This is a genomic window from Actinomycetospora sp. CA-053990 (assembly GCF_050948445.1).
Lineage (GTDB): Bacteria > Actinomycetota > Actinomycetes > Mycobacteriales > Pseudonocardiaceae > Actinomycetospora > Actinomycetospora callitridis.
In genome coordinates this window covers 4280051-4302842 of sequence record NZ_CP192043.1, presented here as the reverse complement: position 1 = coordinate 4302842, position 22792 = coordinate 4280051, and the positions used below count along the sequence as shown (strand labels likewise).

The 22792-nt window shown below is 74.2% G+C and carries 27 protein-coding genes; 19 read left to right on the top strand and 8 right to left on the bottom strand.

The window, feature by feature from the left end; all coding sequences use genetic code 11:
- Positions 1–17: 17 nt before the first annotated feature.
- From ACQPYN_RS22130 to era, 6 genes are read left to right on the top strand one after another with little or no spacing between them, the layout of a single operon-like run.
- Positions 18–1124, top strand: coding sequence for a PhoH family protein (locus ACQPYN_RS22130; RefSeq protein ID WP_433027716.1), 1107 nt, complete (start codon positions 18–20; stop codon positions 1122–1124).
- A gap of 26 nt (positions 1125–1150) precedes the next feature.
- Positions 1151–1705: an rRNA maturation RNase YbeY gene (gene ybeY / locus ACQPYN_RS22125; RefSeq protein ID WP_433038991.1), complete on the top strand. Its 555-nt coding sequence runs from the start codon at positions 1151–1153 to the stop codon at positions 1703–1705.
- Positions 1702–3189: a hemolysin family protein gene (locus tag ACQPYN_RS22120; protein ID WP_433027713.1), complete on the top strand. Its 1488-nt coding sequence runs from the start codon at positions 1702–1704 to the stop codon at positions 3187–3189. The genes ybeY and ACQPYN_RS22120 overlap by 4 nt, the downstream gene beginning before the upstream one ends.
- On the top strand, positions 3182–3574 hold the full coding sequence (locus ACQPYN_RS22115) for a cytidine deaminase (protein ID WP_433027711.1): 393 nt from the start codon (positions 3182–3184) through the stop codon (positions 3572–3574). Before ACQPYN_RS22120 ends, ACQPYN_RS22115 begins: the two co-directional genes overlap by 8 nt.
- On the top strand, positions 3571–4842 hold the full coding sequence (lhgO, locus tag ACQPYN_RS22110) for an L-2-hydroxyglutarate oxidase (protein WP_433027708.1): 1272 nt from the start codon (positions 3571–3573) through the stop codon (positions 4840–4842). Before ACQPYN_RS22115 ends, lhgO begins: the two co-directional genes overlap by 4 nt.
- Positions 4829–5731: a GTPase Era gene (gene era / locus ACQPYN_RS22105; protein ID WP_433027705.1), complete on the top strand. Its 903-nt coding sequence runs from the start codon at positions 4829–4831 to the stop codon at positions 5729–5731. The genes lhgO and era overlap by 14 nt, the downstream gene beginning before the upstream one ends.
- A gap of 75 nt (positions 5732–5806) precedes the next feature.
- On the opposite strand, the gene ACQPYN_RS22100 is transcribed toward era, so the two are convergent.
- Positions 5807–6172, bottom strand: coding sequence for a hypothetical protein (locus ACQPYN_RS22100; RefSeq protein ID WP_433027702.1), 366 nt, complete (start codon positions 6170–6172; stop codon positions 5807–5809).
- 55 nt (positions 6173–6227) lie between these two features.
- Between ACQPYN_RS22100 and recO the strand changes: the two genes are divergently transcribed.
- The 4 genes from recO (at position 6228) to ACQPYN_RS22080 (ending at position 10480) form a co-directional block, all read left to right on the top strand.
- Positions 6228–7070 carry a DNA repair protein RecO gene (gene recO, locus ACQPYN_RS22095; RefSeq protein WP_433027699.1) on the top strand — a complete coding sequence of 281 codons (843 nt, stop codon included), beginning with the start codon at positions 6228–6230 and terminating at the stop codon, positions 7068–7070.
- 71 nt (positions 7071–7141) lie between these two features.
- The gene (locus ACQPYN_RS22090; protein ID WP_433038989.1) at positions 7142–7921 is read left to right on the top strand and encodes an isoprenyl transferase; all 780 of its coding nucleotides are present in this window, start codon (positions 7142–7144) and stop codon (positions 7919–7921) included.
- Complete coding sequence (locus ACQPYN_RS22085) at positions 7918–8328, top strand: hypothetical protein (protein WP_433027696.1); 411 nt, start codon at positions 7918–7920, stop codon at positions 8326–8328. Before ACQPYN_RS22090 ends, ACQPYN_RS22085 begins: the two co-directional genes overlap by 4 nt.
- Before the next feature lie 217 nt (positions 8329–8545).
- On the top strand, positions 8546–10480 hold the full coding sequence (locus ACQPYN_RS22080; protein WP_433027693.1) for a BCCT family transporter: 1935 nt from the start codon (positions 8546–8548) through the stop codon (positions 10478–10480).
- Positions 10481–10544: 64 nt separating this feature from the next.
- Here ACQPYN_RS22080 and ACQPYN_RS22075 read toward each other — a convergent pair whose 3' ends face one another.
- Genes ACQPYN_RS22075 through ACQPYN_RS22065 form a run of 3 tightly spaced genes read right to left on the bottom strand, consistent with a single transcriptional unit; the run spans position 10545 to position 11631 of the window.
- Positions 10545–10967, bottom strand: a complete 423-nt coding sequence (locus tag ACQPYN_RS22075; RefSeq protein WP_433027690.1) for a Fur family transcriptional regulator — start codon at positions 10965–10967, stop codon at positions 10545–10547.
- On the bottom strand, positions 10964–11281 hold the full coding sequence (locus ACQPYN_RS22070) for an ArsR/SmtB family transcription factor (RefSeq protein ID WP_433038987.1): 318 nt from the start codon (positions 11279–11281) through the stop codon (positions 10964–10966). Before ACQPYN_RS22070 ends, ACQPYN_RS22075 begins: the two co-directional genes overlap by 4 nt.
- Positions 11282–11325: 44 nt before the next feature.
- Positions 11326–11631 carry a DUF6703 family protein gene (locus ACQPYN_RS22065; protein ID WP_433027687.1) on the bottom strand — a complete coding sequence of 102 codons (306 nt, stop codon included), beginning with the start codon at positions 11629–11631 and terminating at the stop codon, positions 11326–11328.
- Positions 11632–11728: 97 nt separating this feature from the next.
- Here ACQPYN_RS22065 and ACQPYN_RS22060 point away from each other — a divergent pair, with 97 nt between their 5' ends.
- From ACQPYN_RS22060 to ACQPYN_RS22035, 6 genes are all read left to right on the top strand, one after another.
- On the top strand, positions 11729–12061 hold the full coding sequence (locus ACQPYN_RS22060) for an antibiotic biosynthesis monooxygenase (protein WP_433027684.1): 333 nt from the start codon (positions 11729–11731) through the stop codon (positions 12059–12061).
- A gap of 104 nt (positions 12062–12165) precedes the next feature.
- Positions 12166–13593 carry a glycine--tRNA ligase gene (locus tag ACQPYN_RS22055; protein WP_433027681.1) on the top strand — a complete coding sequence of 476 codons (1428 nt, stop codon included), beginning with the start codon at positions 12166–12168 and terminating at the stop codon, positions 13591–13593.
- Between the two features lie 25 nt (positions 13594–13618).
- On the top strand, positions 13619–13981 hold the full coding sequence (locus ACQPYN_RS22050) for a hypothetical protein (RefSeq protein ID WP_433027679.1): 363 nt from the start codon (positions 13619–13621) through the stop codon (positions 13979–13981).
- Positions 13978–14631 (top strand): XdhC family protein, encoded by a 654-nt coding sequence (locus ACQPYN_RS22045; RefSeq protein ID WP_433027676.1) that lies wholly within the window; start codon positions 13978–13980, stop codon positions 14629–14631. Before ACQPYN_RS22050 ends, ACQPYN_RS22045 begins: the two co-directional genes overlap by 4 nt.
- Before the next feature lie 5 nt (positions 14632–14636).
- On the top strand, positions 14637–15311 hold the full coding sequence (locus tag ACQPYN_RS22040) for a YdcF family protein (RefSeq protein WP_433038985.1): 675 nt from the start codon (positions 14637–14639) through the stop codon (positions 15309–15311).
- Positions 15308–16621 carry a deoxyguanosinetriphosphate triphosphohydrolase gene (locus ACQPYN_RS22035; protein WP_433027673.1) on the top strand — a complete coding sequence of 438 codons (1314 nt, stop codon included), beginning with the start codon at positions 15308–15310 and terminating at the stop codon, positions 16619–16621. Before ACQPYN_RS22040 ends, ACQPYN_RS22035 begins: the two co-directional genes overlap by 4 nt.
- Here ACQPYN_RS22035 and ACQPYN_RS22030 read toward each other — a convergent pair.
- Positions 16552–17607 (bottom strand): hypothetical protein, encoded by a 1056-nt coding sequence (locus ACQPYN_RS22030; protein WP_433027671.1) that lies wholly within the window; start codon positions 17605–17607, stop codon positions 16552–16554. The genes ACQPYN_RS22035 and ACQPYN_RS22030 overlap by 70 nt on opposite strands.
- A 95-nt stretch (positions 17608–17702) precedes the next feature.
- On the opposite strand from ACQPYN_RS22030, the gene ACQPYN_RS22025 reads away from it, so the two are divergent.
- A complete protein-coding gene (locus ACQPYN_RS22025) occupies positions 17703–18269 on the top strand; it encodes a TetR family transcriptional regulator (RefSeq protein WP_433027668.1) in 567 nt (188 codons plus the stop codon).
- A gap of 16 nt (positions 18270–18285) precedes the next feature.
- On the top strand, positions 18286–18798 hold the full coding sequence (locus ACQPYN_RS22020; protein ID WP_433027666.1) for a gamma carbonic anhydrase family protein: 513 nt from the start codon (positions 18286–18288) through the stop codon (positions 18796–18798).
- Positions 18799–18800: 2 nt separating this feature from the next.
- Here the strand turns inward: ACQPYN_RS22020 and ACQPYN_RS22015 are convergent, their stop codons facing one another.
- From ACQPYN_RS22015 to ACQPYN_RS22005, 3 genes are all read right to left on the bottom strand, one after another.
- Positions 18801–19283, bottom strand: coding sequence for a hypothetical protein (locus tag ACQPYN_RS22015; protein WP_433027663.1), 483 nt, complete (start codon positions 19281–19283; stop codon positions 18801–18803).
- A 1-nt stretch (position 19284) separates the two neighbouring features.
- Entirely contained in the window at positions 19285–20043 is a 759-nt protein-coding gene (locus tag ACQPYN_RS22010) for a lysostaphin resistance A-like protein (protein WP_433027660.1), read from the bottom strand.
- Between the two features lie 133 nt (positions 20044–20176).
- Positions 20177–20863, bottom strand: a complete 687-nt coding sequence (locus ACQPYN_RS22005) for a GntR family transcriptional regulator (RefSeq protein WP_433027657.1) — start codon at positions 20861–20863, stop codon at positions 20177–20179.
- Positions 20864–21055: 192 nt separating this feature from the next.
- Here ACQPYN_RS22005 and ACQPYN_RS22000 point away from each other — a divergent pair, with 192 nt between their 5' ends.
- Positions 21056–22792, top strand: coding sequence for a thiamine pyrophosphate-binding protein (locus ACQPYN_RS22000; RefSeq protein ID WP_433027654.1), 1737 nt, complete (start codon positions 21056–21058; stop codon positions 22790–22792).

The window sequence follows — 22792 nt, the reverse complement described above, 5'->3', positions numbered from 1 at the left end:
GGGGCCCGGGCGGTACGATGACGGGGTACGGACGACGGCGAGGAAGCAGGACTGTTCAGCACGTGACCGGTGACGGAACCTCCCGGATCGTGGTGCCCGAGGCGGCGCTGCTGGCGCTGCTGGGCAAGCGCGACGAGAACCTGCGCGAGGCCGAGAGCCTGCTGGCGGCCGACGTCCACGTCCGCGGCAACGAGCTCACCCTCAGCGGCGAGCCCGCCGACGTGGCCTTCGCCGAGCGGGTGTTCGCCGAGCTGGTCGTCCTGGCCAGCCGCGGCCAGCAGATCGACCCCGACGCCGTGCGCCGCTCGGTGCGCATGCTGCAGGACGACGGCGACGACGCCGGCGAGACCGGCCCGTCGCCGGCCGAGGTGCTCAGCCTCGACATCGTGTCTCGCCGCGGGCGCACCGTCCGGCCCAAGACGCTGAACCAGAAGCGCTACGTCGACGCGATCGACGTCAACACCATCGTCTTCGGCATCGGCCCCGCCGGCACGGGCAAGACCTACCTGGCGATGGCCAAGGCCGTGCAGGCGCTGCAGGCCAAGCAGGTCAACCGGATCATCCTGACCCGCCCGGCCGTCGAGGCCGGCGAGCGGCTCGGCTTCCTGCCCGGCACGCTCTCGGAGAAGATCGACCCGTACCTGCGCCCGCTCTACGACGCGCTGCACGACATGCTCGACGCGGAGTCGGTGCCCAAGCTGATGGCGGCCGGCACGATCGAGATCGCGCCCCTGGCCTACATGCGCGGCCGTTCGCTCAACGACGCGTTCATCATCCTCGACGAGGCGCAGAACACCACGCCGGAGCAGATGAAGATGTTCCTGACGCGGCTGGGCTTCAACTCGAAGATGGTCGTCACCGGCGACGTCACCCAGGTCGACCTCCCGGGCGGCTCGACCTCGGGCCTGCGCATCGTCCGCGAGATCCTCGACGGCGTCGACGACGTCGAGTTCGCCGAGCTGACCAGCCAGGACGTCGTGCGCCACCGCCTCGTCGCCGACATCATCGACGCCTACGGCCGCTACGACGCGGCCCAGGAGCAGCGGCGCCCCCAGGCCGTCTCGAGCGCCCCGCGCACCGGGCCACCGGTGGGCCCGCGCAACCGCGAGCGCCGGGGACGATGACCGCACCCGAGCCCGACGGGACCGACATGAGCATCGAGATCGCGAACGAGTCCGGCGTGGCCGTGGCCGAGGGCCCGATCGTCGAGGTCGCCCGCTACGCCCTCGACCGCATGGGCGTGAGCCCGCTCGCCGAGCTCTCGATCATGTTGATCGAGCTCGAGCCGATGGCCGAGCTGCACGAGCGCTGGCTCGACGAGCCCGGGCCCACCGACGTCATGTCGTTCCCGATGGACGAGTACGACTCGGCGCGCCGTCCGGACGCGCCGTCGTCCGGCCCGGCGCTGCTCGGCGACATCGTGCTCTGCCCCGCCTTCGCCGCCGACCAGGCCGCCACCGCGGGCCACGGCCTCGACGACGAGCTGCACCTGCTCACCGTCCACGGCGTGCTCCACCTGCTCGGCTACGACCACGCCGAGCCCGACGAGGAGCGCACGATGTTCGGGCTGCAGGCCGAGCTGCTCGCCGACTGGCGCACCCAGCGGGCGGCCGCGGCACGGTCGGCCCGCGAGCGGGCCGCGGACGACCGTCTGCTCGGCACCGTGGGCCTCGGGGACGACGCCGGCGGCGGCGCGTCGCGGTGACGGGGTCGCTGGTCGGCCAGCTCGTCGCGGCGATCCTGCTGGTGCCCCTGGCCGGGGTGTTCGCGGCGGCCGACGCGGCCCTGTCCACGGTGTCCCGCGCCCGCGTCGACGCCCTGGTCCGCGAGGGGGCGACGGGCTCGAAGGCGCTCGCCGCGATCGTCGCCGACCGTCCGCGCCACCTCAACCTGCTCCTGCTGCTGCGGGTCGCCTGCGAGGCGACCGCCGCGGTCCTCGGGGCGTTCGTCTCGCTGCAGCTGATCGGGCCCGACGGGCTCGCGCTGCTCGTGGCGGCGCTGGTCGTGGTGCTCGTGTCCTACGTGCTGATCGGCGTCGGGCCGCGCACCCTGGGCCGTCAGCACCCGTACGGCCTCGCTCTCGCCGTCGCCGGGCCCGTGCGGATGCTCGCCCGCCTGCTCGGCCCGCTGGCCACCCTGCTGATCCTCGTCGGCAACGCGATCACGCCCGGGCGAGGCTTCCGCGAGGGGCCGTTCTCCTCCGAGGTCGAGCTCCGCGAGATGGTCGACATGGCCGAGGCCGGGGGGCTCGTCGACGACGACGAGCGGGCGATGATCCAGTCGGTGTTCGATCTCGGCGACACCCGCGTGCGCGAGGTGATGGTGCCCCGCACCGAGATGGTGTGGATCGAGCGCGAGAAGAGCGTGCGGCAGGCGCTGGCCCTGGCGCTGCGCAGCGGGTACTCCCGCATCCCCGTCATCGGGGAGAACGTCGACGACACCGTCGGCGTGGTCTACCTCAAGGACCTGGTGCGACGCACCGTCGACCACGGGGAGACGCCGCGCGGCGCGGGCGCGGGAGCCGGCTCGGTCGGCGAGGTCATGCGTCCCGCCAACTTCGTGCCCGACTCCAAGCGGGCCGACGCCCTGCTGCGCGACATGCAGCGCGACCGCAACCACATGGCGCTCGTCGTCGACGAGTACGGCGGCACCGCGGGCCTGGTGACCATCGAGGACCTCATCGAGGAGATCGTCGGGGAGATCACCGACGAGTACGACTCCGCCGAGCACCGCCCGCTGGAGCACCTCGACGAGTCCACGTGGCGGGTCGCCGCGCGCCTGCCCGTCGAGGACCTCGAGGAGGCGTGCGGGGTCGAGTTCGACGTCGAGGACGTCGACACCGTCGGTGGCCTGCTCGCCCAGCGCCTGGGCCGCGTGCCGCTGCCCGGCGCCGAGGCCGAGATCGCCGGCCTGCGCCTGCGCGCCGAGGGTGGCGAGGACGCCCGCGGCCGGATGCGGATCCGCAGCCTGCTGGTCTGGCGTCCCGCGCCGGACGAGGAGCCCGTGCCCAGCGACGACACCTCGGCCCGTCCCGCCGACGGGGCCCCCACGAACGGCGCCCACCGCGACGGCGACGATGGGGACGACAGGGACGACGGGGACCACACAGCGCGCCCCGGCAGCTCCGACCCCACCCCGGGCGACCTGGCCCAGACCGGCGCCCGCGACGGAAAGGACGACCGTGGCTGACGCCGCTGCGACCCTCACCGAGCCCGTCGCCCCCGACGCGCTCGACGCCGAGGACGCCAAGATCGTCACGCTGGCGCGCTCCGCCCGGGCGCGCACCGGCGCGGCCCACGGTGCAGCGGTGCGCGACCTCGACGGCCGCACCTACGCCGCCTGCACCGTCGCGCTGCCCTCGCTGTCGCTCACGGCGCTGCAGGCCGCGGTCGCGGCCGCCGTCGCCGCCGGGGCGCCGGGGCTCGAGGCCGCCGCGGTGGTCGGTGTGGCGGACCTCGACAACGGCTTCGACGACCCGGGTCTCGCCGCGGTCGCCGACGTCACGGCCGGGGCGACGGTGCTGGTCGCGGGCCCGGACGCGTCGGCGGTCCACCGCGTGGAGGGCAGGTCGTGACCCTGCCGGTGACGGGCAGCCCGCGTCACGACGTCGTCGTCGTGGGCGGCGGGATCGTCGGGTTCGCGGTGCTGCACGAGCTGCTCGCGGCCGGGCACACGTCGGTCGCGCTGGTCGAGCGCGAGGACACCCCCGGGACGCACCAGACCGGCCGGAACTCCAACGTGATCCACTCCGGGCTGTACTACGCGCCCGGGTCGCTCAAGGCGCGCCTCGCGGTCGCGGGCTGCGCGGAGACGAAGGCGTTCTGCGCCGAGCACGATCTGCCCTGGTCGGAGTGCGGCAAGGTCGTCGTCGCCACGGACGAGGCGGAGCTGCCGCGGATGGCCGAGCTCGTGCGCCGCGGGCGTGCGAACGGCGTCGAGGTCAGCGAGCTCGACGAGGCCGGGGTCCGCGAGCGCGAGCCCGCCGTCGCCGCGCTCGCCGGGCTCTGGGTGCCGTCCACCGGGATCTGCGACTACGGCGCGATCACCCGCACGCTCGCGCGCCTCGCCGTCGACCGCGGCGCCACGGTGCACACGGGGCGGGCGGTGACGTCGGTGACCCGGCGGCGCCGCGACGCCGTCGTCCACACCGACCGCGGCGACCTGCTCGCCGGCCAGGTCGTGGTGTGCGCGGGCCTGCGCTCCGACGAGATCGCGCGGGCCTCGGGCTTCGATCCCGGCGTGCGCATCGTGCCGTTCCGCGGCGAGTACTCCGACCTCGTCGGGCCGCTGGCCGACCAGGTCCGCGGCCTCGTCTACCCGGTGCCCGACCCGGCCTTCCCGTTCCTCGGTGTGCACGCCACGCGCGGGGTCGACGGGTCGGTCCACGTGGGCCCGAACGCGGTGCTCGCCCTGGCCCGCGAGGGCTACGACTGGCGGACGCTGCGGGTGCGCGAGCTCGCCGGGACGCTGGTCGACCCCGGGTTCGTCAAGCTCGCCGGGAAGCAGTGGCGCTACGGGCTGGGGGAGATGTACCGCTCGCTGTCCAAGAGCGCGATGGCCTCCGCGGTCGCCCGGATGCTGCCCGGCGTCACCGCCGACGACCTGCGGCCTCCGCACGACGTCGCCCGCCGCGCCGGGGTGCGCGCGCAGGCCGTCCGGCCCGACGGGTCGCTGGTCGACGACTTCCTGTTCGTGCAGGACGGCGACACGGACTCCGGGATGGGCGAGGGGCCCGCGGTGCTGCACGTGCTCAACGCCCCCTCGCCGGCGGCGACCGCGGCGCTGCCCATCGGGCGTGAGATCGTGGCGCGGCTGGAGGGGAAGTCCGTTGACGCAGCCTGAGACTCCCGAGGGCTTCCGGTCCGGGTTCGCCTGCTTCGTCGGCCGCCCGAACGTCGGCAAGTCGACGCTGACGAACGCGCTGGTGGGGTCGAAGGTCGCGATCACGTCGTCGCGCCCGCAGACCACCCGGCACGCGATCCGCGGCATCGTGCACCGTGAGGACGGCCAGCTGATCCTGGTCGACACCCCCGGCCTGCACCGCCCGCGCACGCTGCTGGGGGAGCGCCTCAACGACGTCGTCCGCACGACCTGGGCCGAGGTCGACGCCATCGGCTTCTGCGTGCCCGCCGACCAGACGATCGGGCCCGGCGACAAGTTCATCGCCGGCGAGCTGCGCGAGATCGCGGGACGCACCCCGATCCTCGGCGTGCTCACCAAGACCGATCTCGTGAAGCCCGAGGTGATCGCCGAGCGGCTGCTCGCCCTGCAGGAGCTGGCGGAGTTCGCCGAGATCGTCCCCGTGTCGGCCACCGGGAACGTGCGGATCGACCTGCTCACCGACCTGCTGCTCGCGCAGATGCCGCCCGGCCCGCCGCTCTACCCGGACGGCGACCTCTCCGACGAGCCCGAGACGACGATGATCGCCGAGTTCGTCCGCGAGGCCGCGCTCGAGGGCGTGCGCGACGAGCTCCCGCACTCCCTGGCCGTCGTGGTCGAGGAGATGACGCCCGGCAAGGTCCTCACGATCCGCGCCGAGATCTTCGTGGAGCGCGACAGCCAGAAGTCGATCGTGATCGGCAAGGGCGGCTCCCGGCTCAAGCACGTCGGCACCGAGGCCCGGCGCCAGATCGAGGCGATGCTGGGCGAGAAGGTGCACCTCGACCTGTTCGTCAAGGTCGCGAAGGACTGGCAGCGCGACCCCCGCCAGCTCCGCCGCCTCGGCTTCTGAGCACTTGTCAGTGCAAGCCCTGCGTCCACGCTTGCACTGGGTGCCAGGAAAGCCGCTTCGTCGCTCGCGATCCGATCAGCCCAGGAGCGCGAACAGCGGCGCCAGCTGGCCGGTGTCGACGTACTCCTCGATCCGCGTGACCATGCCCCCGTCGACGTGGACGACCAGTGCCGCCGGGGCCCGCAGCGTCGACCCGTCGGGCAGCGTCCCCGTGACGACGTACTGCGCGTAGCCGTCGCCGGTGCGCAGCTCGGTCATGGTGAAGTCCGGGACCACCGCCCGGATCGCGACCAGCGACGCGAACGTGTCCGGCACCGTCGGGGCCTCGACCTCGTCGAACGAGTGCCAGGTGACCGCGCCGGGGGCGAACAGGCCCTCCGGCGGCGTCGAGGAGGGATCGGCCAGGGCCTCGACGACCTGCCGCGCGATCGTTCCGCTCATCCCCGGAGCCTCCTACAGGACGTGATCGCGAACCACCCCGTGCGACGATGACCGCGTGGGCTTCTATCGCGACACCGGCGTGGTGCTGCGGCTGCAGAAGCTCGGCGAGGCCGACCGGATCGTCACGCTCCTGACCCAGCGTCACGGCAAGGTCCGCGCGGTCGCGAAGGGCGTGCGCCGCACCAGCTCACGGTTCGGCGCCCGGCTCGAGCCGTTCGGTCACGTGGACCTCCAGCTGCACACCGGCCGCAGCCTCGACATCGTCACCCAGGTGCAGACCCTCGACGCCTTCGGCGGCGGGCTCACCGGCGACTACCCGCGCTACACGGCGGGGTGCGCGCTGCTCGAGACCGCCGACCGGCTCGCCTCCGAGGAGGGCGAGCCCGCCCGCGAGCTGTTCCTGCTGCTCGTCGGCGGTCTGCGCGGGCTGGCCGGCGGCGTCCGCGACCCCTACCTCGTGCTCGACGCCTTCCTCCTGCGCGCGATGGTCATCGCCGGCTGGGCGCCAGCGATCACCGAGTGCGCCCGCTGCGGGATCGAGGGCGAGCCCTACCACCGGCGCTTCTCGGTGCCCGCAGGCGGCGCGGTGTGCGAGGGCTGCCGCCCGTCCGGCGCCGTCGTCCCGTCCGAGGAGACGTGGCGGCTGCTCGAGGCGCTGCGCGACGGCGACTGGGGCACCGCGGAGGGCACCGATCCCGCCGCCCGGCGCGACTCCGCGGGTCTCGTCGCCGCGCACCTGCAGTGGCACCTCGAGCGGACCCTGCGCTCCCTCCCGCTCGTCGACCGGCGCGGCGGCATCCCCCGCGTCGACCTGGCCGGGGGCATCCCGGCGACGGTGGAGGGTGCGCACGACGACGACGAGCCCGCCCTCCGAGACGAACCGGGAGTGACCCTGTGAGCCCCCGCCTGCGCCCCGAGCGCGGACGCTCGACCGGCCGCGCGCTGCGCGGACGCGACGACCCGACGGTGATGGCGCCGACGCCGCACCCGAGCGGCGCCACCGCGCCCGACATCCCGGCCGAGCTGGTGCCGAACCACGTCGCGCTCGTCATGGACGGCAACGGCCGGTGGGCCAACCAGCGGGGCCTGCCGCGGATCGAGGGCCACCGGCACGGCGAGGCGCAGCTGCTCGACGTCGTGCGCGGCTGCATCGACATCGGCGTCAAGTGGATCTCCGCCTACGCGTTCAGCACCGAGAACTGGCGGCGCAGCCCGGACGAGGTGCGCTTCCTGCTGGGTTTCAACCGCGACGTGATCCGCCGCCGGCGCGACGAGATGCACGCGATGGGGGTGCGGGTGCGCTGGTCGGGCCAGCGGCCGCGGCTGTGGCGCAGCGTCGTCAAGGAGCTCGAGATCGCCGAGGAGCTGACCCGCGACAACGACGTCGTCACGCTGACGATGTGTGTCAACTACGGCGGGCGCCAGGAGATCGTCGGTGCCGCGAAGGAGCTCGCCCGCCGGGCCGCCCGCGGGGAGATCGATCCCGAGAAGATCGACGAGAAGGCGCTCGCCCGGCACCTCGACGAGCCGGACATGCCCGACGTCGACCTGTTCCTGCGCAGCTCGGGCGAGCAGCGGACCTCGAACTTCCTGCTCTGGCAGTCGGCGTACGCCGAGATGGTCTTCCTCGACACGCTCTTCCCCGACTTCGACCGCCGCCACCTGTGGGAGGCGTGCGAGATCTACGCGGGCCGTGACCGCCGCTACGGCGGCGCCCTCGACCGCACCGACACGAACGGGACGTCGTGAGCCGCGAGGCGGCGACCACCGCCGGCCTGCTCATCACCGCGCGGGAGTCGCTCGAGCAGTTCGTCGAGGTGCACGTCGACGACGACGGCGCCCTGTCGTTCCGGTCCGGCGCGGTGCCGTGCGCGGTGCAGGGGGTCGAGCTCGTCGAGGGCCTCGCCGTCCTGAGCCTGACCTGCGTCGTCGCCTGGGACCTCGAGGACGCCGACACCCCGCGCCGGGTCGCCGAACGCGCGGGCCAGGGCCTGTTCGGGACCCTCGGCGCCGTCGCGACCGACCGCGGGTGGGACGTGACCCTGCGCTACGCGTTCCCCGCGGAGGGCCTCGCGGCGGGCCCGCTCGGGACGCTGCTCATGCTCGTCGTGTCCACGGCGGAGCGGGTGCGGGACGACCTGGTGGCCGAGGGCTGATCCGCCGAACGCGCCGACACTGTCGGTCACCGGGTGGTGGCCTATTGCGACACCCGATCCGGTGTACGAATACTGACCCGAAACGACGCGCGGGGTCGGTGAACGGCCGAAAGCGGGACGAACCCGTCGGAACGACACGTAGACTCCGCACCTGCCGTCCAGCCGGAGAGGAGGGGCGTCTCTCGTCGGTGAGCCCGACGAGGAGGCGCGACTCGCGATGACACAGGATCTCTCATCACCGCCGGGGCCCCCGACCGGTGATCCCGGGGCCGACCCCGGAGACGTCCCGGCCGAATCCGCCGCCGACCGCAAGCACGGCACCGACTGGGTCGTCTTCGGCGTCGGTGCGGGGCTCGCGGTCATCTTCGTCGCCTGGGGGGTCATCGGCACCGAGAGCCTGAGCGCGGCCTCGAGCGCGATGCTCAGCGCCGTCATCCGCGGCGGTGGCTGGGGCTTCATCCTCGCGGCCACCGGCTTCGTGGTCTTCGCGCTGTGGCTGGCGTTCAGCCGCTTCGGGCGCATCCGGCTGGGGCGCGACGACGAGCAGCCCGAGTTCAAGACCGTCTCGTGGATCGCGATGATGTTCAGCGCCGGCATGGGCATCGGGCTGATGTTCTACGGCGTCGCCGAGCCGCTGTCGTTCTTCACGGAGCCCCCGCCCGGCTCGGTCGTGCCGGGCGACCAGGTCGGTGCGCTGAACACCGCGATGGCGACGTCGCTGTTCCACTGGACGCTGCACCCGTGGGCGATCTACGCCGTGGTCGGCCTCGCGATCGCGTACTCGACGTTCCGCAAGGGCCGTCGCCAGCTCATCAGCTCCGCCTTCATCCCGCTCATCGGTGAGAAGGCGGCCAACGGGGTCATCGGCCGGATCATCGACATCATCGCGATCTTCGCGACGATCTTCGGCTCGGCCGCGTCCCTCGGCCTCGGCGCGCTGCAGATCGGCGGCGGCCTCGACGCGACGGGCTTCCTGCCCGGCGCCGGCAACGAGGTCCTGGTCCCGCTCATCATCGTGCTCACCGCGGCCTTCGTGCTGTCGGCGGTGTCCGGCGTCGCCAAGGGCATCCAGTGGCTGTCGAACATCAACATGGTGCTCGCCGGCATCCTGGCGCTGTTCGTGTTCGTCGTCGGCCCGACGGTGATCATCCTCGACCTCCTGCCCACCGCCGTCGGCGCCTACTTCGGCGACTTCGCGGAGATGGTCGGGCGTACGGAGGCCACCGGTGGCGCCGCGATGCTCGACTGGCTGAGCAGCTGGACGGTCTTCTACTGGGCCTGGTGGATCTCCTGGACGCCCTTCGTCGGCATGTTCCTGGCCAAGATCAGCCGGGGCCGCACGATCCGCCAGTTCGTCGGCGGCGTCATCCTCGTGCCGAGCCTCGTGAGCCTCGTCTGGTTCTCGATCTTCGGCGGCACGGCGATCACCCAGCAGCAGGCGGGCCTCGACCCCGCGGCGGCGGACACCGAGACCCAGCTGTTCGCGGTGCTCCAGGCGTATCCGTGGGCGACCTTCACCGGGCTGCTCGTCATGATCCTCGTGGCGATCTTCTTCGTGTCCGGCGCGGACGCCGCGTCGATCGTCACCGGCACGCTCTCGCAGCGCGGGACGGACGAGCCGTCCAAGTGGGTCGTGATCTTCTGGGGCTCCGTGATGGGCGCCGTCGCGATCATCATGCTGCTGGTCGGCGGCGAGGACGCCCTGTCGGGCCTGCAGAGCCTCACCATCCTGGTCGCGGCCCCGTTCGTCGTGATCATGGTGTTCCTCTGCATCGCCTTCATGCGCGACCTCAACCACGACCCCGTGATCCTGCGCGAGCGCAAGGGCCTCGAGGTCATGGAGCAGGCGATCGACCACGGCACCGACAAGCACGGCGAGGACTTCTACCTGCACGTGCAGGCCTTCCCGACGACGAGGGCCCGGCAGCGGGCCACCGGCGAGAGCACCGGGCCGACGTACGCCGAGGTGTACGGCGTGCAGGACCCGTTCTCGACGGGGGAGACCCCGGCCGTGCCCTCGGATCCGGAGGAGGCGCGGGCCAGGGCCCGCTCCGTGCCCAAGGACGACGACCCGAGCGGCACCGAGATCGTCGACACCGGGCCGGGTTCCCGGGCCGAGGCCGCGGGCCGGCCCAGCGCCGACCGGGAGTAGGCACGCACGACGGCAGACGGAGCCGGGTCCCCTCGCGGGGGCCCGGCTCCGGTCGCGAGTGGGGTCAGCCGGCGGCGCGGCAGGCCGCGCAGACGCCGAGGATCTCCACGGTGTGGGAGATCTCGGCGAAGCCGTGCAGGGTGGCGACGCGGTCGGCCCAGTGCTCGACGGCCGGGCCCTCGACCTCGACGGTCTTGCCGCAGACGCGGCACACCAGGTGGTGGTGGTGGTGCTCGGAGCAGCGCCGGTAGGACGCCTCGCCGGTGCCGGTGCGCAGGACGTCGATCTCGTCGGCGTCCGCGAGGGCCTGCAGCGTGCGGTACACCGTGGTGAGCCCGATGCCCTCGCCGCGCCGGCGCAGCTCCTCGTGGATCTCCTGAGCGGAGCGGAAGTCGGCGAGCTCGTCGAGGAGCCCCGCGACGGCCGCTCGCTGGCGGGTGGCCCGCAGGCCGGGCACCGAGGGGGTGCGCGGGCTGGAGGTCGTCACGACTCCTCCTCCACGTGCTCGACGGCGTCGACGACGATGTGGGCGAGGTGGTCGTCGACGAGGCGGTAGACCACCTCGCGCCCCCGGCGGTCGCCGCGCACCACTCCGGCGGCCTTGAGCACCCGCAGGTGCTGGCTGATCAGCGGCTGGGTGACGGCGAGGGCGTCGACCAGCTCGTGGACGCAGCGCGGCGAGGTGCGCAGCTGCAGCACGATCGCGATGCGCACCGGGGCGGCCAGGGCGCGCAGGAGGTCGCCCGCGGCGACGAGCGCGTCGGAGCGCGGGGGTTCGGGTGCCTCGGCCGGCGGCTCCACGACGTGGTCGTCGTGCAGTCCCACCGCGGCCGGGCCGGCGGCGGTCACCGGAACACCAGGCCCACGGCGATGGCCACGAGCACCACGAGCACCAGCACGCGAACGGCCCGCGCGCCCGGGGTCAGGCGCGGCCACGTCGCGGCCAGCAGCCCGGCCACCCCGAGCGCGAGCAGCCCGAGCAGGAGCGCCCCGACGACGCCGCCGAGGATCACGGCCGCGGTGAACACCGCGACCACGGCCACGAACACGAGCACCGGGGGCACGCGCGCCAGCGGCCCCTCGCCGGGGACCATCGGCCCCCGGCGGCGGGCGAACGGCGTCCGGGCGCGCCCCGGTCCCCGACCACTCACGGCTGCCTCCCGATACTGCTCGTCGGCGTGTCACTCCCGATAATGGCACCCGTTGTCGATGCCGTGGGGAACGTGGTGGGAGCGAGGAGGGTCCGCGATGCTGCTGGTCTGTCGCTTCGTGCCCGCGGAGGCGGAGCGCGAGGCGTTCCTCGCCCGCGCCCGGCGCGCCGTCGCCCTGCTCGCCGCGCAGCCGGGGTGCGAGGGCGTCGACCTCGGGCGGGCGATCGAGGAGCCGGGGCACTGGGTGCTCGTCGCCCGCTTCACGACGGTCACCGCCTACCGGCGCGCGCTGCAGCCGTTCGACGTGCGTGAGCACGTGGTGCCGCTGCTCTCCGAGGCGCTGACCGACGCGCCCGCCGCCCACGAGCGCGCCCTCGTCGCCGACGCCGACGGCGTCACCGAGCACCCGAGCCTGCTCACCGACCGCTGACGCCGCTCACGAGCCGCGGCACGGAGCAGGGCGGGGCGCTCGCTACGCTGGGTGCACCCGCTTCACCCAGCGATCCCTTCACCCAGCGATCCCGGAGTACCACCGTGCCCACCCCCACCGGCAGCGCCCGCATCGAGACCGTGGTCAACCTCTGCAAGCGCCGCGGTTTCGTCTTCCCGTCCGGGGAGATCTACGGCGGAACGCGCTCGGCCTGGGACTACGGCCCGCTCGGCGTGGAGCTCAAGGACAACATCAAGCGCCAGTGGTGGAAGACGATGGTCACCGGCCGCGAGGACGTCGTCGGCCTGGACTCCAGCGTGATCCTCCCGCGCCAGGTGTGGGTCGCGTCCGGCCACGTCGACGTGTTCACCGACCCGCTGGTCGAGTGCACCAACTGCCACCGCCGCTTCCGCGCCGACCAGCTCGCCGAGGACTTCAGCGAGCGCACCGGCGGCCCGTCGCTGGAGACCGTCGACGCCGAGGGCAAGGTCGGCTACGAGCTCTCGACGGTGCCGTGTCCGAACTGCGGCGTGCGCGGCCAGTACACCGCGCCGCGCGAGTTCAACATGATGCTCAAGACCTACCTGGGCCCGGTGGAGTCCGAGGAGGGGCTGCACTACCTGCGGCCCGAGACCGCCCAGGGCATCTTCGTCAACTTCGCCAACGTCATGTCCGCGGCGCGCAAGAAGCCGCCGTTCGGCATCGGCCAGATCGGCAAGAGCTTCCGCAACGAGATCACGCCCGGCAACTTCATCTTCCGCACGCGCGAGTTCGAGCAGATGGAGATGGAGTTCTTCGTCGAGCCCGGCTCCGACGAGCAGTGGCACCAGTACTGGATCGACGAGCGCACCCGCTGGTACACCGACCTGGGCATCGCGCCGGAGAACCTGCGGCACTACGAGCACCCCAAGGAGAAGCTCTCGCACTACTCCAAGCGCACGGTGGACGTGGAGTACAAGTTCCAGTTCAACGCCGGCCAGGAGTGGGGCGAGCTCGAGGGCGTCGCCAACCGCACCGACTTCGACCTGACGACCCACTCGAACCACAGCGGCGTCGATCTGAGCTACTACGACCAGGCCACCGACTCGCGCTACAAGCCCTACGTCATCGAGCCGGCGGCCGGTGTCGGGCGGCCGATGATGGCGTTCCTGCTCGAGGCCTACACCGAGGACGAGGCACCGAACGCCAAGGGCGGCGTCGACAAGCGCACGGTGCTGCGCCTCGACCCGCGCCTCGCCCCGGTCAAGGCCGCGGTGCTGCCGCTGAGCCGCAACGCCGACCTCTCGCCCGTCGCCCGCGACCTCGCGACCACCCTGCGCAAGCACTGGAACGTCGAGTTCGACGACGCCGGCGCCATCGGCCGTCGCTACCGGCGCCAGGACGAGATCGGCACCCCGTTCTGCGTCACCGTCGACTTCGACTCGCTGCAGGACCAGGCCGCCACCGTGCGCCACCGCGACGCCATGACCCAGGAGCGCGTGGCCCTCGACCAGCTCGAGTCCTACCTCGCCGCCCGCCTGATCGGCTGCTGAGCCGCGCTCGCCTACCCTGGGAGGCGTGAGCGACCTGACCGAGGTAGCCGACGTCCTCGCCCGCGGCGACGAGGCCCGGTCCGTGGTGCGCGTGCTCGACCGGCACGGGTTCGGCACCGTCGAACCCGGCCAGCTCCTGGTCGCGGGCGCCGACGGGACGCTCGGCGGGGTGCTGCTGCGCGGTGCGCTCGACGACCGTGCCGCGGCCCTCGCCCGTGACGCCCGGCGGGCCCCGTCGGTGATCGAGGCGCACGTCGCCGAGGACGACGCCGTGGCCGCCGGCCTCGCCTGTGCGGGCGGCGCGACGCTGCTCGGCCACCCCTGGACGCCGCGCCGGCCCGCGCGCTCGCGCAGGCCTTCGCGGCCGGGGTGCCCGCGGCGCTCGTGACGCGCGCCGACGGCTCGGCGTCGCTGGCGATCACCGGCGGCGACCTCGACGACGTCGAGGGCTCGCTGGGCTTCGCCACGGTCGACGCGGAGGCGGCGTCCCGCGTGCGCCAGCTGCTGCGGCGCGGCGCCACCGTCACCGAGCGCGTGACACTCGAGGCGGGCGCCGACGTGCTCGTCGACCTCTGGGTGCCGGTGCCGACGATGGTGATCGTCGGCCCCGGGGCGATCGCCGACGCGCTGATCGCGCAGGCCGGACTGCTCGGCTGGGTCGCGGGCCGCGCCGACACCGTCGCCGAGGCCGACGCCGCGGTCGCCGCGTTCACCGACGCCGACGTGCTGGTGCTGCTCGACCACGACCCCGCGTTCGACGCCGTCCTGCGCACCGGCCTCGGCCACGGAGCCGGGACGGGGCGCGGGTTCCTCGGCGCGCTCGGCTCGCGACGCACCCAGGCCGCGCGCCGCGAGCGCCTGCTCGCCGCCGGCGTCACGGAGGACCGGCTCGCCCGCATCCACGGCCCCGTCGGTCTCGACCTCGGCGCGCGCACGCCGGCGGAGACGGCGGTCTCGATCGTCGGCGAGGTGCTCGCCGCCCGCAGCGGGCGCGACCCCTCGGCGCTCGGCGTGGCGGCGGGGCCGATCGGCGCGTGAGCCGCATGCCGGGTCCCCGTTCCGCTCCCGCACCGTCCGGGTCCGGGTCCGCGATCAAGGCCGTCGCCTGGGCGCCCCGGATCGTCCTCGGCGCCCTGGTCGTCGCGCTGCTGCTCGTCGGCGGCACGGCGTTCCGGGTGTGGCAGCTGGGCCGGGTCGACGAGCGCGAGCCGGTCGACATGATCGTCGTCCTCGGGGCCGCGCAGTACGACGGCGAGCCCTCGCCCGTGTTCCGGGCCCGGCTCCAGCACGCGCTGGAGCTCTACGAGCAGGGTGTCGCGCCGCGCATCGTCACCGTGGGCGGGGCCGCCGCCGGCGACGCGTTCACCGAGGCCCAGGCCGGTGAGCAGTGGCTCGTCGAGAACGGCGTGCCGGGTCAGGCGCTGCTGCCCGTCGACGAGGGCAGCGACACCTACGGCAGCTTCGAGGCGGTCGCCGCCGTCGCCGAGGAACGGGGCTGGCGCTCCGCGGTGCTGGTCAGCGACCCGTGGCACTCGCTGCGCTCGCGCACCATGGCCGACGACGTCGGGCTGGAGGCCACGACCTCGCCGACCAAGCGCGGCCCGGTGGTGCAGACCCGCGAGACCCAGCTCCGCTACATCGTCCGCGAGACCGGCGCGTTGATCTACTACCACCTCACCCACGGTTCGTCGGACTTCTCCGATCCCGGGCTGGGATGAGCACCCTCGGGCACCGCGCCGCGCGCCTGTTCGACGAGGCGCCCAAGCCGGGCCGCGACCGGCGCTCGCCCTTCGCCCGCGACCGGGGACGAGTCCTGCACTCGGCGGCCCTGCGCCGCCTCGCCGGCAAGACGCAGGTCGTCGGCCCCGACGAGGACGCCGAGGTCACCGGCGTGCCCCGCACCCGGCTGACGCACTCGCTCGAGGTCGCCCAGATCGGGCGGGGCATGGCCGAGGACCTGGGGGCCGACCCCGACGTCGTCGACACCGCGGGGCTCGCCCACGACATCGGCCACCCCCCGTTCGGCCACAACGGCGAGCGGGCCCTGCACACGATCACCGCCGACGCCGGCGGCTTCGAGGGCAACGCGCAGACGCTGCGCATCCTCACGCGGCTCGAGCCCAAGATGCTCGACGACGAGCGCTGTCGCGGGCTGAACCTCACCCGCGGCGTCCTCGACGCCTGCCTCAAGTACCCGTGGCCCCGGCGGCCCGGCATCCGCAAGTTCGGCGTCTACGCCGACGACCTGCCGGTGTTCACCTGGGTGCGCGAGGGGGCGCCGGCGGACCGCCGGTGTCTCGAGGCGCAGATCATGGACTGGGCCGACGACGTCGCCTACTCCGTGCACGACCTCGAGGACGGCATCCTCGCCGGCCGCATCGTCCTCGGCTGGCTCGCGCGCCCCGCCGAGCGCGCCGAGCTCGCGGCCCTCGCCGCGGAGGCCTTCTCGAGCGCGTCACCCCGGGACCTCGAGGACGCCGCAGGCACCCTCGACGAGCTCCCGTCGGTGCGGGCCGCCGCGGCGCACGGCGCGCACGACGGCTCGCTCGCGGCCACCGCGGCGCTCAAGCGGCTGACCAGCGAGCTCGTCGGACGGTTCGTCACCGGCACCGTCGAGGCCACCCGCACCCAGCTCGGCGACGACGTGGTGCCCGCCGGGTACGACGCCGACCTCGTCGTCCCGGCCCCGCTGGGTGCGGAGGTGGCGGTGCTCAAGGCGGCGGCGCTGCGCTGGGTCATGCGCGACCCCGCCCGGCTCGCCGTGCAGGCGCGGCAGCGCGACGTCGTCACCGAGCTGGTCGAACGGCTGGTCGCGGGCGCCCCGCACTCCCTCGACCCCGCGTTCGTGCCCGCCTGGGAGGGCGCCGAGGACGACGCCGGCCGGCTGCGGGCCGTCGTCGACCAGGTCGCGGTGCTCACCGACGCGGGCGCCGAGCGGTGGTGGGCCCGCCTGCGGGATCAGTCGAGCAGGAACTCCCCGCCCGCGGCGACGGCGAGCTCGGGCCCGAACGCCTCCGCCGGCGTGTAGGCGCCGGGCGGGGCCTCGCCGCGCAGGAGCCGGAGGGTCACCTCGACGGCGACGGCCGTCGTGAAGTCCGAGGCGTCGCCCATCCGCAGCCAGCCCTCCCGCCGCGTGCCGTCCGCCCACTCGACCTCGGCGTGGGCGTAGGAGTGCTCGCGCGGGCGCGGACGGGCGGGCATCGAGGCGCGGGCGACGCGGCGCCGGACGAGGTCGCGCAGCGGACGCGCCGCGAGCAGCGTGCCGGCGACGGGCAGGACCGCGCGGGCCGCGATCCCGCTCGGGACGCCGCTGGAGGCGGCGACGACGTCCGGGGCGTCGCTGACCCGCCACGCCGCCACGAGCTCGCCGAGCGGGACGGACGCGGTGATCACCGTCGTGCCGTCGGGGAGCGTGAGCGACCGCCGGTCGCCGCCGACCCGGTCCCGCGCGAGGCGTCCGCCGGTGAAACGCAGGCCGCCGGCGGGCAGACCGTCGACGAGGGTGGCGGCCAGGGCGTCGCCGATCGGCCCCTCCTCGGTGGCCACGGACGGGACCCCGTCCACCCGGACGCGGACCGGCGTCGCGTGGTCCCGGACCAGCATCGCCACGACGCTCTGCGTCGCGACCACGCCGAACCCGGCCCCGGTGACGAGCGTGCGGCCCGCGGCGACCGCGGCGTCGTGCCGTCCGAGCAGCTGCGACGCCGAAACCACGTCGTTGGCCAGGTCGAGGTAGTGGCTCCCGGGCAGGCCGGCGTCGGCGACGATCCCTGCCGTCGCGGTGAACGGGCCGACCGTGTTGAGCACGACGCCGGGCTGCTGGCGGCGGACCTCGTCGGCCATGGCGGCGACCGTCGGGGCGACGACCGTCCGGCCCCCGGTGCCGAGCGCCGTCAGTCGCTCCGCGTCCCGCCCCACGAGGACGGGTCTCATCCCCGCCTCCGCCAGCCGCCGCGCCACCGCGCGTCCGGACCGGCCGGTCGCCCCCAGGATCCAGATCTCGTCCGACGCCATGCCGCGACCTCCTCGTCGGCGATGGCACGGTGTGTCATCGCCGCCAGACGCTAGCACTCGATGACACGGTGTGCCATCACGGTTAGGCTCGAGGCGTGGCGCGATGGGAGCCGGGAGCCGAGGATCGGCTCTGCCGCGCCGCCCTGGACCTCTACCTCGAGCGCGGGTTCGACGACGTCACCGTCGCGGAGATCACCGAGCGCGCCGGCCTGACCCGGCGCACGTTCTTCCGGTACTTCACCGACAAGCGCGAGGTGCTCTTCGGCGGCGCCGCGCAGCTACCCGGCGTCGTGACCAGGGCGGTCCGCGAGGTCGACGAGGGACCCGCGCCCTTCGAGGTCGTGCTGGCGGCGCTCCGGTCCGTCGGCGCCGTGATCGTCGAGCACGCCACCCGCACCCGGGAACGTCGCCGGGTGATCGCGGCCAGCCCCGAGCTGCAGGAGCGCGAGCGCACCAAGCAGGCCGCGATCACCGACGCGGTGGCCGAGGGACTGCGGGGGCGCGGCGTCGCCGGGCCCACCGCGACGCTGCTCGCCGGCGTCGGGGTCGCGATCCTGTGCGCCGCGATCGAGCGGTGGGTCGACGGTGACGGCGTCCCGTTCGACACCTGCTTCGACGAGGCGGTCGGCGAGGTCACGGCCGGCTGCGCGGCGGCGTCCTGACGCTAGGCTGCCGCGCGTGCAGCTGATCACCGTCGACGGCCACACCCCCGAGATCGACGAGGCCGCGTGGGTCGCGCCCGGCGCGGTCGTCGCGGGCCGCGTGCGCCTCGGGCCGGAGACGGGCGTCTGGTACACGACCGTCGTCCGCGCCGACATGGAGTCGGTGACCGTGGGGGCCGGCACGAGCGTCCAGGACGGCACGGTGGTGCACGCCGACCCGGGGTTCCCGGCGACCATCGGCGACAACGTGACGGTCGGGCATCGCGCCGTCGTGCACGGCTGCACGGTGGAGGACGACTGCCTGATCGGGATGGGCGCGGTGATCCTCAACGGCGCGACCATCGGCCGCGGCTCGATCGTCGCGGCCGGCGCGGTGGTGTCCCAGGGCGTCGTGATCCCGCCGGGCTCCCTCGTCACCGGCGTGCCGGGCAAGGTCCGCCGCGAGGTCACCGACGACGAGCGCGCCATGATCGCCGCCAGCGCCGCGACGTACCGCCACCTGCTCGGGGTGCACCGCTCGGCGGTGTGAGCTCACGAGGCCGGAGACCACAGCGCCGCGACGACGAACAGGACCAGCGCCGTCCACGTGGCCGCGCCGCGGATCCAGTTCAGGCGCAGGTAGCGGGCCCGGACGTCGCGCCAGTCCGCCGGCGGCGCCGCAGGATCCCAGGCGAGGATCACGTCGTAGTTCGGCTCGGCGCCGTAGCGCGAGGTCAGCAGCGGGCCGGCGACGATGACGGCGAGGCCGAGGGCGGTCAGCACGAACGGGACGCCGACCGGCGGCGGCCACAGCCCGACGAGGGCCACGACCGGGGCGACGGCCATCGCGACGACGAGCAGGTAGTTGGTGGGGGAGCGCCGGGCGATCGGCAGGAAGCGGTGCATGTCCCTCGCGAAGCCCGCGGCGTCCCGCCCGGCGTAGAGCGGGTGCAGGAGCGTCGTCAGCGTCAGGAGCAGGCCCGACCACAGGGCGGTGGCGACGAGGGAGGCGAGCAGCCCCCAGGTGGCGAGCACGTCAGCGGGCCAGCACGCGGCGGGGGACGGCGAGCGCCAGCAGGGGCACGAGGAGCGAGACGGCCACCAGCAGCAGCGAGAAGGTCGTCAGGGCCGCCACCGGGATGGCCACGAGCTTGAACGAGTCGATCGCGGTGTGGACGATCGCGGGGGCCCACAGGGTGCCGCGCCCGGTCTCGAACAGGTAGGCCAGCGGCACCGCGGTGGTGGCGGCGACGGCCATGGCGCCGAGGCCGATCACCGGGCCCGACGCCACGGCGATCGGGACGTGCGTGACGGCGATCAGGGGCATCGACAGGGCGGCCGCCGCCGGGAACGAGCGGCCGACGCGCAGCCGGCGGAAGACGTAGCCCCGCCACACGATCTCCTCCGCCAGGCCGTGCAGGGCGAAGACCCCGACGAGCAGCCACAGCCATCCGGGACGCAGCGCGATCGGGGCGCCGGTCAGCGCGGTGGTGAGCGGGTAGACGAGGAGGACCACCGCGGACACGCCCGCCGCGAGCCACAGACCGCGGGTCGTCGGACGCCCGAACCCGAGGCGGCGCAGCGCGTGCCCGGGTCCGTGGAGCACCCGCTCGACGACGACGCCGACCGCCAGGACCGCGGCGAGGACCGCGATGCCCCACGCTGCCGTCGGGTCGAGCTGCGCGGCGCCCGCGAGCACCGTCCAGAGCACCGCGAACCCGACGAGGAACCGCACCCAGGCCGGCCCGCCGCGCACCGCACCGTCCCGCGCCGGTGGGGCGTCCGCGGTGACCATCCCGACCTCCCGGAGCCGTGCGAACGGGATTCCCGTGATGGTGACGCGCGAGCGGGCGGGGCCGCATCACCCCGGGAGGACGATGGCCGGAGGCCACGTGAGGGCTTCGGGTCGTCCCGACGACCCACATCCCTCACATGGGCCGCAGGCCCGTCGCGACCGGAGGCCGGCCGTCCATCGCGTCGAGGATGAGCTGCTCGCCGTGGGCGGCGTGACGGCGTGCGAGGTCCTCGGCCCGGGCGGGGTCGCCGGCCTCGATCGCGTCGAGGATCGCCGCGTGGTCCTCCCACACCCAGGCCGGTGAGCCGCCCTGGAGCAGCACCTCGCCCATGACCCGCTGAACGTTCCGCCACATCACGCCCGTGCTCTCCGTGAGCAGCGGGTTGCCCGCCGCCTCGACCACGGTGCGGTGGAACTCGACGTCCGCGGAGATCATCCGCGCGAAGGCGCTCTCGGCGTAGGCCTGCTCGCCGGAGCGCACGACCTCGGCGGCGTCCTTGAGCCACGCGTCGGTGCGTCGTTCGGCCGCGAGCCGCGCCGCGTAGCCGTCGAGCAGTTCCCGCAGGTCGTAGAGGTGGCTGACGAACTCCCGGTCGAGCGGCGCGACCTCGAGCCCGCGCCGGCCGAACTCCCGCACCAGACCCTGATTGCGCAGCAGGAGCAGCGCCTGCTGCACCGGCTGCCGGGACACGTTGAAGCGCTCGGCGAGCTGCTCCTGGCGCAGGGGGGTGCCGGGGGTGAGCCGCCCGGTGCAGATGTCATCGATGATCGCGTCGAAGACCTGCTCGGTCCGCGAGGGCGGAGTCGGCAACGCGGTCATCGTCGCCCTCGTCCGCGTCGTGGGGCCAGCAGCACGACGACCCTCCTCGACCTCTCCCACCGCGACGTTTCCGGGCACCCAGCGTAGCGCGGCGCCGGATCGCGGCCGCATCCTTGACTTCTGAATTCAGAATCCCTCACGGTGGATGGGCTGCATCACGTGCTGTGGATCGCTCATCGAGGAGGGGATCGGATGCCGGAGCAGTCGGCCCAGGACGGGTCCGTCGTCGCCGACCTGGTCGCGCGCTTCCTGCGCGACCACGGCGTGGATCGCGTGTTCGGCCTCCAGGGCGGGCACATCCAGCCCGTCTGGGACCAGCTCGCCCGGCTCGGCGTGCGCATCGTCGACGTCCGCGACGAGGGCTCGGCGGTGCACATGGCGCACGCCCACAGCGAGCTGACGGGGGAGACCGGCGTCGCGCTCGTGACCGCGGGCCCCGGCGTCACGAACACCGTCACCGCCGTCGCGAACGCCTCGATCAGCCGCGTCCCGCTGCTCGTCTTCGGCGGCTGCCCGCCGCGCCAGCAGTCGAACATGGGCCCGCTCCAGGACATCCCGCACACGGAGATCCTCGCGCCGGTCACCCGCCTGTCCCGCACGCTGCGCGTCGCCGACCAGGTGCTGCGCGAGCTCGACGAGGCCTGGGCGCGCGCCTCCGGCGACCGCGGCGAGCCCGGCCCGGTGTACGTCGAGATCCCCACCGACGTGCTGCGCGAGGAGGTCCCGCCCGCGCTCGTCACCGAGGAACACCTGCGGGCCAAGCCCCGACGTCGCCCGCAGCCGCACCCCGACGACATCGCCGCGGTGGCCGAGCTGGTGCGGAGCGCGCGGAAGCCGGCGGTGATCTCCGGCCGCGGCGCACGCGTCACCGACGGCACCGACCTGGTGCGCTTCCTCGATGCCTCCGGGGCGGCCTACCTGGACACCCAGGAGAGCCGCGGCCTCGTCCCCGCCGATCACCCCGCGGGCGTCGGCTCGGCGCGCTCGGCCGTGATGCGCGACTGCGACCTGCTCATCACCGTCGGCCGCCAGCTCGACTACCAGCTCGGCTTCGGCTCGCCGGCGGTGTTCCGGAACGCGAGGGTCGTGCGGATCGCCGACACCGCGAGCGAGCTCATCGACAACCGCCGCGGCGAGGTGGAGATCCTCGCGGACCCGGCCGCCGCCCTCGACGCCCTGGCGACGTCCCTCGACGGCCACACCCCCGACACGAGCTGGCGCGACGAGCTGCGCGCCAAGCACGAGAAGCGCGCCGCCGAGTACCGGACCGCGCTGGCCGAGTCGCCCGCCGGGCCCGACGGGATGCACCCGAACCAGATCTTCGCGGCGCTCGACGCCCTGGACGGGTCGGCCCTCGACCTGGGCGAGACCGTGATGATCGCCGACGGCGGGGACCTGCTGTCGTTCGCCCGCCTCGGGATCACCCGGTGCGCCCGCTACCTCGACCCGGGCGCCTTCGGCTGCCTGGGCGTCGCCACCCCGTTCGCGATCGCCGCGTCGCTCGCGTACCCGGACCGGGCCGTCGTGGCGGTCACCGGTGACGGCGCGTTCGGCATCACCGCGACGGACATCGACACCGCGGTACGACACGGCGCGACGATCGTCGTGATCGTCTCCAACAACCGCGCGTGGAACATCGAGCGCTACGACCAGGCCGAGAACTACGGCCTCGTCGTCGGCACCGAGCTCGCCGACTCCGACTACGCGGCGCTCGCTCGCAGCCTCGGGGCGTACGGCGAACGGGTCACCGACGCGTCCGAGCTCCCGGACGCGATCCGGCGCGCCCTCGAGAACGCCCCGGCGGTCGTCGACGTCGTCACCACCCAGGACGCGCCGTCCCCCGACGCCGACAAGGGCCTGGGTTTCGTGCCCGACTACCAGGCGCTCACGCCCTGGAACGACGCCGAGATCGAGCGGAGGACGTCCTGA

Bases quoted from the DNA above. Each gene is read 5' to 3' on its own strand.
- ACQPYN_RS22080 (WP_433027693.1), top strand. From the start codon at position 8,546: ATGACACAGGATCTCTCATCACCGCCGGGGCCCCCGACCGGTGATCCC.
- ACQPYN_RS22040 (WP_433038985.1), top strand. From the start codon at position 14,637: ATGCCGGGTCCCCGTTCCGCTCCCGCACCGTCCGGGTCCGGGTCCGCG.
- ACQPYN_RS22035 (WP_433027673.1), top strand. From the start codon at position 15,308: ATGAGCACCCTCGGGCACCGCGCCGCGCGCCTGTTCGACGAGGCGCCC.
- ACQPYN_RS22130 (WP_433027716.1), top strand. From the start codon at position 18: ATGACGGGGTACGGACGACGGCGAGGAAGCAGGACTGTTCAGCACGTG.
- ACQPYN_RS22060 (WP_433027684.1), top strand. From the start codon at position 11,729: ATGCTGCTGGTCTGTCGCTTCGTGCCCGCGGAGGCGGAGCGCGAGGCG.
- ACQPYN_RS22090 (WP_433038989.1), top strand. From the start codon at position 7,142: ATGGCGCCGACGCCGCACCCGAGCGGCGCCACCGCGCCCGACATCCCG.
- ACQPYN_RS22010 (WP_433027660.1), bottom strand. From the start codon at position 20,043: ATGGTCACCGCGGACGCCCCACCGGCGCGGGACGGTGCGGTGCGCGGC.
- ACQPYN_RS22030 (WP_433027671.1), bottom strand. From the start codon at position 17,607: ATGGCGTCGGACGAGATCTGGATCCTGGGGGCGACCGGCCGGTCCGGA.
- ybeY (WP_433038991.1), top strand. From the start codon at position 1,151: ATGAGCATCGAGATCGCGAACGAGTCCGGCGTGGCCGTGGCCGAGGGC.
- ACQPYN_RS22005 (WP_433027657.1), bottom strand. From the start codon at position 20,863: ATGACCGCGTTGCCGACTCCGCCCTCGCGGACCGAGCAGGTCTTCGAC.
- ACQPYN_RS22100 (WP_433027702.1), bottom strand. From the start codon at position 6,172: ATGAGCGGAACGATCGCGCGGCAGGTCGTCGAGGCCCTGGCCGATCCC.
- ACQPYN_RS22000 (WP_433027654.1), top strand. From the start codon at position 21,056: ATGCCGGAGCAGTCGGCCCAGGACGGGTCCGTCGTCGCCGACCTGGTC.